Origin of the sequence: Halomonas sp. ATBC28 (assembly GCF_005937175.1) — a bacterium.
GTDB classification, from domain to species: Bacteria; Pseudomonadota; Gammaproteobacteria; order Pseudomonadales; family Halomonadaceae; genus Vreelandella; species Vreelandella titanicae.
Window position 1 is genome coordinate 71,500 of sequence record NZ_VCQL01000021.1, and the last position, 10,290, is coordinate 81,789.

General features: G+C 51.9%; 13 protein-coding genes and 1 rRNA gene. 4 read left to right on the plus strand and 10 right to left on the minus strand.

The annotated features are described in order from the left end of the window. Positions 1 to 19: 19 nt before the first annotated feature. The 9 genes from flgJ to flgB all read right to left on the minus strand — a co-directional run bounded on the left by flgJ (position 20) and on the right by flgB (position 7,550). Entirely contained in the window at positions 20 to 1,051 is a 1,032-nt protein-coding gene (gene flgJ / locus E0L35_RS20675; RefSeq protein WP_027958740.1) for a flagellar assembly peptidoglycan hydrolase FlgJ, read from the minus strand. After that, positions 1,051 to 2,118: a flagellar basal body P-ring protein FlgI gene (locus tag E0L35_RS20680; RefSeq protein WP_230805444.1), complete on the minus strand. Its 1,068-nt coding sequence runs from the start codon at positions 2,116 to 2,118 to the stop codon at positions 1,051 to 1,053. Before E0L35_RS20680 ends, flgJ begins: the two co-directional genes overlap by 1 nt. A gap of 168 nt (positions 2,119 to 2,286) precedes the next feature. Continuing rightward, positions 2,287 to 2,976, minus strand: a complete 690-nt coding sequence (locus tag E0L35_RS20685; RefSeq protein WP_009288421.1) for a flagellar basal body L-ring protein FlgH — start codon at positions 2,974 to 2,976, stop codon at positions 2,287 to 2,289. A gap of 37 nt (positions 2,977 to 3,013) precedes the next feature. Then, positions 3,014 to 3,796, minus strand: coding sequence for a flagellar basal-body rod protein FlgG (flgG, locus tag E0L35_RS20690; protein ID WP_009288420.1), 783 nt, complete (start codon positions 3,794 to 3,796; stop codon positions 3,014 to 3,016). A gap of 50 nt (positions 3,797 to 3,846) precedes the next feature. Continuing rightward, positions 3,847 to 4,605: a flagellar basal body rod protein FlgF gene (locus E0L35_RS20695; protein ID WP_138801295.1), complete on the minus strand. Its 759-nt coding sequence runs from the start codon at positions 4,603 to 4,605 to the stop codon at positions 3,847 to 3,849. A gap of 31 nt (positions 4,606 to 4,636) precedes the next feature. Then, positions 4,637 to 5,905 (minus strand): flagellar hook protein FlgE, encoded by a 1,269-nt coding sequence (gene flgE, locus E0L35_RS20700; RefSeq protein WP_138801296.1) that lies wholly within the window; start codon positions 5,903 to 5,905, stop codon positions 4,637 to 4,639. Between the two features lie 65 nt (positions 5,906 to 5,970). Next, a complete protein-coding gene (locus tag E0L35_RS20705) occupies positions 5,971 to 6,669 on the minus strand; it encodes a flagellar hook assembly protein FlgD (protein ID WP_138801297.1) in 699 nt (232 codons plus the stop codon). Positions 6,670 to 6,672: 3 nt separating this feature from the next. Then, entirely contained in the window at positions 6,673 to 7,083 is a 411-nt protein-coding gene (gene flgC, locus E0L35_RS20710) for a flagellar basal body rod protein FlgC (RefSeq protein ID WP_009288416.1), read from the minus strand. A 32-nt stretch (positions 7,084 to 7,115) separates the two neighbouring features. Further along, positions 7,116 to 7,550: a flagellar basal body rod protein FlgB gene (flgB, locus tag E0L35_RS20715; protein ID WP_027958738.1), complete on the minus strand. Its 435-nt coding sequence runs from the start codon at positions 7,548 to 7,550 to the stop codon at positions 7,116 to 7,118. A gap of 204 nt (positions 7,551 to 7,754) precedes the next feature. Here flgB and flgA point away from each other — a divergent pair, with 204 nt between their 5' ends. The 4 genes from flgA (at position 7,755) to E0L35_RS20735 (ending at position 10,111) form a co-directional block, all read left to right on the plus strand. Continuing rightward, positions 7,755 to 8,471, plus strand: coding sequence for a flagellar basal body P-ring formation chaperone FlgA (gene flgA / locus E0L35_RS20720; protein ID WP_138801298.1), 717 nt, complete (start codon positions 7,755 to 7,757; stop codon positions 8,469 to 8,471). 96 nt (positions 8,472 to 8,567) lie between these two features. Then, complete coding sequence (gene flgM, locus E0L35_RS20725) at positions 8,568 to 8,834, plus strand: flagellar biosynthesis anti-sigma factor FlgM (RefSeq protein ID WP_138801299.1); 267 nt, start codon at positions 8,568 to 8,570, stop codon at positions 8,832 to 8,834. A gap of 13 nt (positions 8,835 to 8,847) precedes the next feature. Then, on the plus strand, positions 8,848 to 9,297 hold the full coding sequence (locus E0L35_RS20730; protein ID WP_009288413.1) for a flagellar protein FlgN: 450 nt from the start codon (positions 8,848 to 8,850) through the stop codon (positions 9,295 to 9,297). Between the two features lie 73 nt (positions 9,298 to 9,370). Continuing rightward, on the plus strand, positions 9,371 to 10,111 hold the full coding sequence (locus tag E0L35_RS20735) for an SDR family NAD(P)-dependent oxidoreductase (RefSeq protein WP_138801300.1): 741 nt from the start codon (positions 9,371 to 9,373) through the stop codon (positions 10,109 to 10,111). Between the two features lie 59 nt (positions 10,112 to 10,170). Here the strand turns inward: E0L35_RS20735 and rrf are convergent. Then, positions 10,171 to 10,286: ribosomal RNA gene (gene rrf, locus E0L35_RS20740) — 5S ribosomal RNA — on the minus strand. Between the last annotated feature and the right edge of the window lie 4 nt (positions 10,287 to 10,290).

The window sequence follows — 10,290 nt, forward strand, 5'->3', positions numbered from 1 at the left end:
GAAAAACTTGAGGAAAGGGCTAGCGAGCGTCAGCCAGGAAATTTCCCTCAGCGTTAAGCGGCCCCATGGTATTCATCACTGCGACTAACTTTTCAGCGTAGAGCGGATCAGTTGCATACCCACCTGCCTGCAGCTCACGCGCGGCCTGCTCAGCGGTGGGTGCTTGAACAACCCCAGCATAGCGAGGGTTATTGCCGATTAGGCTGGCATAGTCAGTAAAAGCGTGTTCAAACGAGTCGTAGACACGGAAGGTGTCAACCACCTGCGTTCGCCGCCCATTAATATACTCATGAGTCACAATATCGGTGGTTTCACCCTGCCAATGGCTACCGGCTTTGATACCAAACAGGTTATGACTATTGTTGCCATTGCGAGTCGCAATTTCGTGCCGTCCCCAGCCTGTTTCTAACGCCGCCTGGGCCAAAATGAGTTCCGCAGGAACGCCGGTGGACGCACTGGCCGCTTGAGCGGGTGCCGCTAACGTTTGAATAAACTGATCTACGTGAGCAGAGGCCGTCGTTTGCGCTAGCGGGTTTAGCGCAGATTCATCCACCGCTCTACCCTTCTCGACACCTTGGCGAATGGCCTCTAGCTCGGCTAAGAATCGACCGCTGCCCTGCTCATGCTGGGTTTCAATCGTGTCAGGATTAGCCGCGAATGAATCGTCAAGCACACGCGGGGTGCCGCGGGGAATACCTGCTATCAATGCTTGCAACTCTTGATCCGCATCTGGCCGCGCTTTTGAGATGGCTCCTTGGCGCTCCAGTTGCTCAACAAGCACATCTGCAAGGCCCATTCCACGCGAAGCCATCACCTGTGACCACTGTTGATCCAGCATCGATTGATAGGTATCCGTCGCACTACTGTTCATCAGTCCTGAACTGGGTGTTGCGTCACGCATACTCTTCATCATCATCTGAATAAATAGCGCTTCAAACTGCTGGGCTGCACCACCCACACCAGCCTCAGGATCGACTCGTGCATTGTGTTGGAGCCGCTGAAAGCCGTTCATGTCCAGGGCGAACTGACTGGTCATATCACTCGCGCTCATTAAATGACCTCCAGTTCTGCACGTAGCGATCCCGATGCTTTTAACGCCTCCAGAATCGACATCAAGTCTTGAGGGGTAGCGCCCAACGCATTCAATGCATTGACCACTTCGTTGAGCTGGGCACCCTCTACAATTTGCAGATAAGCCTCTTGCTGCTCAATATCAATATCTGCGTCGGGCACCACAACCGTTTCGCCCTCGCCAAACGGATTCGGCTGGCTAACGCCAAACTGGGTATCAATCATGATAGACAGACTGCCGTGAGCTACGGCTGCTTCACGCAGTGTGACGGCACTGTTCATCACTACCGAACCGGTACGTGAGTTCAGCACAACGCGTGCCGGAGCCTCCGTAGGTGTGACCTGAACGTTTTCAATGCGTGCCATAAAGTTGACCCGCGCATTATCATCAGTAGGACCGTCAAGGGCGATTACTCGGCCATTACGTGCATATGCCACCGACTGGCCAAACTCGTTATTGATCGCCGTTACCATGCGCTGAACGGTGCCAAAATCAGAGTCGTTAAGCTGTAATTCAAGCATGCCACCATTACCACCTAGGTTAAGCGGCACTTCCTTCTCAACCAGTGCGCCATTGGGAATACGCCCCGATGCCTGCTGATTGATTTGCACACTACTGCCACCCGCTTGGGCGCCAGCGCCACCCACGAGCATGTTGCCTTGGGCAATAGCATAGGTATCACCATCGGCCCCCTTTAAAGGTGTCATCAACAGCGTGCCGCCGCGCAAGCTACGTGCGTTGGCTATCGACGAAACGACTATATCTAGACGCTGGCCCGGCATTGAGAACGGAGGAAGATCAGCGGTCACCATCACCGCAGCTACGTTGCGCAGTTGCAAGTTCGTGCCTGCAGGCACGGTCACCCCAAGCTGGGACAACATATTAGTCAGGCTTTGGCTGGTAAAGGGCGCCTGGGTCGTTTGGTCGCCGGTACTGTCGAGGCCGACGACCAAGCCATAGCCGACCAGTTGGTTATCTCGAACGCCGGCAAAGCTCGCCAGTTCACGAACGCTTTCCGCCTGAACAGGCATAGCCAGCGCGCACATTAGCGCTAAGGTGGTCAGTTGAATAAGCCCGGCGTTGATGGCTTGCCGACAATTAATCCACACATTTCTTAACCGCATCACGATAACCCGCTGTCCCGCATTCATTGGTCGACCTGCCATTGAAGGGCCTGCCTGGCGTAGCTCTGTCATTGATGGCTCCCCATAGAGCTAGAACGGCGAGACGTTTAAGAAGAAACGTTGTAGCCAACCCATGTGCTGCGCTTCATTAATATAGCCGTCACCGACATACTCAATTCGCGCATCCGCTACCTGAGTGGAAGGAACGGTGTTTTGAGCGGTAATCGTACGTGGGTTAACCACGCCGGAAAAACGAATAAACTCAGTTCCCTGATTAATGGCAATTTGCTTCTCGCCACGCACACGTAAATTGCCGTTATTCATTACTTCTAACACCGAAACCGTGATAGTACCGGTAAAGGAGTTATTGGCCTGTGACCCACCACTACCGGTAAAGTCGTTTTCACCTGAAATATCAAAGCCATATTCTGCAAGCGTATCAAGGACATCAGGCAACTGTGTTAACTCCAGGCTAGCGCTACCGCTACGCCCTGCATTGGATTGCGAATTTTTGCTCGCACTGACCTCCTCATCCAACACAATGGTCAAGATGTCGCCCATGGCGCGCGGCCGACGATCTTCAAAAAGTGGCTGATAACCTTGCCTAGCCTGGTAAATAGAGCCATTGGGGATGGGTGGCGGGCGATCAACAATGCTGATCTGCTCTTGCTCACCCACCACTGAAGCTCTTGGAACTTGAGCGCAGCCGGCTACAACCAATAAAAAAAGCACCAGTCCTACTAGCGCAATACGACGTGACATGTGGTGCAACTCCAGCATAACGCAACCTATAAGTAAGCCCGGTGAGTAACAACCGTTACAGCTGGCTTAAGCGTGCCAACATTTCATCGCTAGTGGACACCGCTTTGCTATTAATTTCATAGGCTCGCTGGGTCTGAATCATATTGACCATTTCTTCAACGACATTGACGTTAGACGTTTCAACATAGTTTTGAAACAACCGCCCAGCGCCATTTGCACCCGGTATATTTTCATTAGGCGCGCCAGAGGCGCCTGTCTCTAAATAGAGGTTGCCGCCGATGCTTTGCAAACCTGCTGGATTAATAAAGGAACTGACGGTTATTTGCCCCACCTGATTGTCGACCGCGACACCAGGCTGACTAACGCTCACCGTACCGTCTTCACCGATACTCACTGACAGAGCATTAGCCGGCAAAAAGATAGCGGGCTCAATCGGGTAACCGTTGGCGGTTACCATTTGCCCGTTTTCATTGAGCTGAAAACTACCGTCACGGGTATAACCCGTCGTTCCGTCGGGCATCAAGACTTTAAAAAAGCCTTGGCCATTGATGGCCAGATCGCGGGAGTTGCCGGTTTCCTCCAGCCCACCCTGGGTATGCAGGCGCTCCGTGGCCACAGCACGCACACCGGTACCGATCTGCATGCCTGATGGCAGACGATCCTGAATATTATTCTGAGCGCCCGGTTGACGCATATTTTGATATAGCAGGTCTTCAAACACCGGACGTGAGCGTTTGAAACCATTGGTGCTTACGTTAGCTAGGTTGTTCGAAATCACGTCTAGCTTTGTTTGCTGCGATTCCAAACCGGTTTTAGCGGTCCACAATGACTTAATCATAATTAAACTCCCTTGGCCGACTGATTAGCATCAGTGCTGAATGACCAACATTAACCTTGAATGGACAGGATGCCGTTGGCACGCTGGGCGTTTTCGTCGGCCGTACTCAGCACTTTCATCTGCATATCGTAGCGGCGTGCAACATCGATCATCGAGACCATGGCATCGACAGCACTAACGTTGCTGCCTTCGAGCGCACCGCTTACTAACGTGGCATTTTCGTCGGCGGGCAAGGCACCGGGGACACCTTCTTCGTTAGGGGGCGCGCGAAACAGGCCGTCTTCACCACGGGTTAAATCCCCCTCTTCAGGCGTCACCAGTTTAATGCGGCCTACCTCGACCAACGCTTCGGGTCCAACGCCTTCAGGGATGGCACTAATTGTCCCGTCAGCACCAATTGAGACCTGTGCCCCTTGCGGGATGGCGATGGGCCCACCATCGCCCAGCACAGGACGCCCCACACTAAGTAGCACGCCGTCACTATCGATCTGCAGATCGCCACGGCGGGTATAGGTTTCAGTACCGTCATCTGCTTGCACCGCCATCCACGCGTCGTCCTGCATCGCGACATCAAGGGTGCGGCCAGTATACTCAACTGGCCCCTGAGCAAAGTCACTGCCCGGCGTGGTGGTTACCGCCGAGGTACGCGTTGCCAGTAAGGCCTCGCCTTGCACAGGCACCGAGCGAGCAGCCTGTAGCTGTCCGCGAAAACCGGTGGTGGTTACATTCGACAGGTTATTACTCACCACTGACTGCTGATCCATGGTGTGCTTAGCACCGCTCATGGCGGTATAGATCATTCGATCCACGGTACTGACTCCTTAACTTAATGACCGATCATTAAAGGTTAATAATGGTCTGCAGGAGCTCGTCCTGGGTACTGATCGTTTGCGAGTTGGCCTGGTAGGCCCGTTGGGCAATGATCATATCGACTAATTCGCTGGCCATATCGACGTTGGAGGTTTCCACCGCACTCGGCTCAATCAAGCCGCGCTGACCGGTACCCGGCGCGCCTACCAACTCCTGGCCCGAGGAACCTGTGGAGGTCCAAAGATTATTACCCTCAGGTTTTAGCCCCTCTGGGTTACGGAAGCTAACCAATGCAACCTGGCCAGCGGCACGCGACTGCTCGTTCGAGTAGTTGCGCATAACGGTGCCATCACCTTCGATGGTAATGCCTACCAAAGAACCAGAAGCATAACCATCCTGAGCAATAGTTTTGGGATCTGAGTCTTCTGCAAACTGCGTAGAGCCTTGAAAATCAACGCCAATATTCAAGTCGGTAAAAATTGGACCAAACTCGTTTGTTCCACCATTTTCAACGTTAAAGCCAGCGGTACTATCAATATCATTAATCGCGGTAGGCGCACCATCAACAAGCCTACCGTTTGTATCGAAGGCTAGTGTTCCGAGATCAAAGTTATATGCTTCTGCGTCGCTAGGCCCCCCGGTAAGGCGACCTTGAACCTGCCACTGGTTGTTAGCATTTGCGTCTTTAATAAAGTACATAGATAAGTTACGCGCATTACCCTGCGAATCAAAAACAGTCGCATTAGTTGACCAGCTAAAAGTATTGTCATCAGTTGGGTCAAACGCATAACCAGCAGCGGCGGTATCTATACCGGCCTCACCTGAGTCCAAGTTGACCGTTACCGATAACTCGGTTGTGGCATTCGCCGCAAGGGCTTCGGAATCAACCGTTAAGGGGGTGACATCACCACCCGCTTGCACATTACCATCGGCATTAGCGGCGTAGCCCATAATCTGCGCACCCTGGGCATTCACCAGACGTCCATCTGCGGTCATAGTCAACTGACCATTGCGCGAATAACCTACTTCGCCATTGGGCTGCTGAAAGCGAAAAAAGCCCTCACCCGAAATAGCCAAGTCCATATTGCGGTTGGTGGACTCAATATTACCCCCGCTAAAATTCTGCAGTACCGTGGAGGTACGAACACCAAGACCAATGCGCGACTCAGCATATACATCAGCGAACTGGACGCTAGAACTTTTAAAACCAACCGTCTGCGAGTTGGCAATATTATTACCCACCGCACCTAGTTTTTGTTGCTGTGCGCTTAGACCACTGAGTGCTTGTGAAAAACTCATGCTGTTCCCCTAATAAAGCTGTGTTTAATCAAATGCTGTGGTTTATGACTGTGTTTAGTCAGCAATTAAAGAATTTGTTTAACGTCGTTCAGATCGATTTGACCGTAAATAGCGCCCAAATCCAGTCGAACGCTGCCACTGCCGTCATTCGGCGTTACCCGGTTAACCACCGCGTACTGTAAGGCAGTAGATTCAATTTTTTCACCTTCAGCGTCAGTTGCCTCTAGCTGCACCGTATACCGGCCGCTGGCAGCCGCTTCGCCTTGGTCATTGACCCCCGGCCAGTCGAACGAATGAACACCTGCTTTCAGTGGACCGAGATCATCGTAACGTTTGATGATTTGTCCACCTTCACCAACGATGGTAGCTTTTACATTCTTCGCTGGCTCGGCCAGCTCTATTCCGAAAGGCGTTGTATAAGTGTTGCCGTCGCCATCTTGCTCCAGCAATACATCCTTCCCAGGCACCATGACACCTTTGCCAATTAAGCCGCTCGCCTGCAGTGCCTGATTGGCATCCATTTGGCTGGTAATGCCTTCTAGCGTGCTATTCAGCTCTTCAATGCCGCTCACCGTGTTAATTTGCGCTAGCTGGGAGGTCATCTCCGAATTTTCCATCGGGTTGAGCGGATCCTGATTCTGCAGCTGTGTAATTAGCAACGTCATAAAGCTTTCACGCAGCTCATCAGACTGGCGGACAGGGAGGCCATTGGCACCACCACCATTTACTTTGTTTACTACGCTAGAATCAATAGTACTACTCATCGGTTACCCCTCACCCAGCGACAGCGTCTGCATCAACATCTGCTTACTGGTATTAAAGACTTCAACGTTGGCTTGATAGGAGCGCGAGGCAGAAATCATATTGACCATCTCATGCACCGGCTCAACGTTGGGCTTTGCCACATAACCCTCTTCATCTGCCGCCGGATGGTTGGGCATGTACTCCATCCGCAGGGGTGAGTCATCTTCCACTACCTCGGTGACGCGCACGCCGCCAACGCCATAGCGGTTACCTTGTGACTGGGTCTCAAACATCACCTGCTTGGCTCGATAGGTTTCACCATCAGGCCCTGCGACGCTGTCGGCATTGGCCATATTGCTAGCAGTAACATTCATGCGCTGGGATTGGGCACTCATTGCCGACCCGGCAATATCAAACGCAGAGAACATCGACATCGTGGATTAACTCCTCACTAATTTAGACAGAATCACTCGGGCTGCATGGCATTCTTCAGCCCCTGAATACGGCTGTTGAGCATCGTGAGGCCGACTTGATAACGAACAGCGTTATCTGCAAACTGCGTGCGCTCACGATCCATATCAACCGTATTTCCATCCAAACTGGGCTGGTCGGGAATGCGGTAAAGCAAATCGGGGTTGCCCGCTCCACGCCATGCAGGGCCTTCTCCAGCAATATGGCTACCAGAAGTACGCGCTAAAGTCAGACCGCCTCCGGTATGGCTAGAAGCACTCTGAGTACCTTCGACTGCTTTTTTCAGCTCACTAGCAAAGTCAATGTCACGCGCCTTATAGTTAGGCGTATCGGCATTGGCGATATTAGCCGCTAACACCTCGTGACGCGCTTGACGTAACCCTACTGCTTGCTGATGAAAATTAAAGGCAGATTCCAGTTGATCAATCATGCCGACCCTCGCGTTGAGGCAAAAAATAAAATGGATTTTGTTGATGATGAAGAATACGTCTGGAGCTGTCAGCCTAAAGCATGGAACAGCTGGCGTTTCCACCAGCATTTCGCGTGATACGGCTACTACCTTTTCGCTACACTGAACGATGAATTCTCCTCGTTACGTTCCTTCTTCTTCAGCTCCCAAGTAAGCGGCCTCCCCATGCTCCGACTGCGCTTTACTAAGCCAAGCACGCTTCGCTTTTGGCAATTAGCCTTCTTCTGGGCAATCCTAAGCGTTACTGCCTTCACCAGGATTCAAGCTGATGACGACAATCTTCTCCAGCAAGTGCATCAATTTTTGTACGAAGAGACACAGGCATTAGGCGAGGAAGTGGTCATTGACCTACGACCACCCTCTCCGCATTTGCCAGAGTGCGTTCAGCCAGAACCTTTTTTGGCCAACGCCAATCAAGCACCCTTGGGCCGCGTTTCCGTTGGGGTGCGTTGCGGTGAAGATGGCCGGCAAGTTCGCTATTTACAGGCGCAGATTGATGTCATTGGTGATTATGTGGTGGCAGCCAGGGATATTGAGCGAGGTACACTGATTACATCAAGCATGCTTAGCGAACGCGGGGGCAATCTCGGCGATCTCTCAGCTCGGGCTTTGACAGCTGAAGAGGATATCGTGGGTAAAATAGCTCAGCGCCCTATTCGTAGTGGTAGTGTATTTTTAGCGCATTACTTACAAGCACCTCATTTAGTTGAACGTGGGCAGCGCGTTACTGTCATAGCTCAAGGCTCTGCCTTCCGAGTTTCACGCGAAGGCGAAGCATTGGAAGATGGTGCTCTTGGTGAGCAAATTAGAGTTCGTTTTGGCCCACGAGAAATCATGACTGCTCGTGTCGCCGAGCGTGGTATTTTGGTCGTGGATTTTTAATTCGCAGCCTAAAGTTAGGCCCAATGCTGCCGATGTACTGTTATACAAGCTACACTAAGCGCCAAGCGCATCGACGTTGACGATGAGGCAGACAACGTGAAAATTGATAACATTAATTCGCTATTACGCTCAAGCCAAGCCCAGCAGCGTGATGAAACGCAAAAGGCTGATAGCGTATCCCCCGTCGCACCGGGCGGCGCAGCCCGCGAATCGACTCAACTGAGCCAATCCAGTATCGATGAATCTCAGGACATCGATACTGCTAAAGTTGAAGAAATTCGCGATGCTATACGTGAAGGCCGCCTTGAAATGCGCGCCGACCGTATCGCCGAGGGCTTAATTGCCAATCTTAAAGATCTATAAGGGGACGCTGTAAATGAGCCTTGCATCCTTGCTTACCGACCAGCAACAGCGCCTTGAGGCGTTAATTTCGTTGTTGTCCAGCGAGCAAAATTTATTGACGCAAGGTGATATTGACGGTGATGCATTATCGCAAGTTGCACTAGACAAACAGTCTTTATTGGCCGAACTCGAGCGCATTGAGACTGTGCGGCGCAATGTGCAAAAACGTCTTGGTTATGCCGAAGGCGCAAACGGCGCCAGAGCGGCAGCTCATGATGCTGGCTGCCTGACAGCTTGGGAAAGCTTGCTTGAAAAAAGCGAGCGAGCCGCGCGTATGAATGAGCTAACGGGCCAGATGTTGTCCGTACGACTGAAGCATAATCAGGCAATGCTTGATTATATTCGTCAAATCGCTGAAAAAACGCTCTATAAGCCTGATGGACGCAACAGCGCCCAACCCGGCAGAATCAACGCTTCCGCCTGATACCTCCCTCGACAAGCCATCAGCATGACGTTTCAATGAAAGCCCACTCTCAGCGGCAAATCAAAAGACGATCATGTTCAATTTATTGCCTCATCATTATACAGCGGTGGTTGTAGGCGCCTCGGGGGGAATAGGTGCTGCTATTATTAATCAGCTACTCTCTTCCTCTCAGGTCGGCCATGTTATTGCGGTAAGCCGGCAGCCACCACGAATTGACAACCCCCGTCTTACACACCTAATGCTTGATGTTTCTCAAGAGCAGGGCCGGCAGGCGCTTAAAACAGAACTAGCCTCGCAGCCAATCCACTTCTTTTTCAATGCCATCGGCATCCTTCATGATGACGCGCAACGACTCTTTCCCGAGAAGTGCCTCGACCAGCTTAGTGTCGAAAGCCTTGTGCAAACAATGAACATCAATGCCTATGTGCCAATTTTATTGCTAGCGGCACTGAAAGACTCTTTCAAAGGGTCACACCCTGCAGTGATTGCCAGCCTTTCGGCTCGCGTTGGCTCAATCGAAGATAATCAGTTAGGAGGCTGGTACAGCTATCGTGCCAGCAAAGCAGCGCATAACATGCTGCTTAAGACAGCATCCATTGAGCTCAAGCGACTGAATAAGCAATCGCTAGTGCTTTGTCTTCATCCTGGCACCACCGACACAGCCCTCTCTAAACCTTTTCAAAACCGAGTACCTAGCGAAAAGCTATTTGCACCCGCATTTGTAGCAGAGAAGCTGCTGGCAGTCATCGCTCAGCGAACGCCCGAAGATAGTGGAACCTTCTGGGCCTGGGATGGCAAATCTATCGACTGGTGAGGTGTTACGCAAAAAAAATCCCCCAAGGCATCAGCCCTGGGGGATTTTTCGTAATAAGTGCCTGACGATGACCTACTCTCGCATGGGGAGACCCCACACTACCATCGGCGCTAAGCGGTTTCACTTCTGAGTTCGGCAAGGGATCAGGTGGTTCACGCGTGCTATGGTCGTCAGGCGTA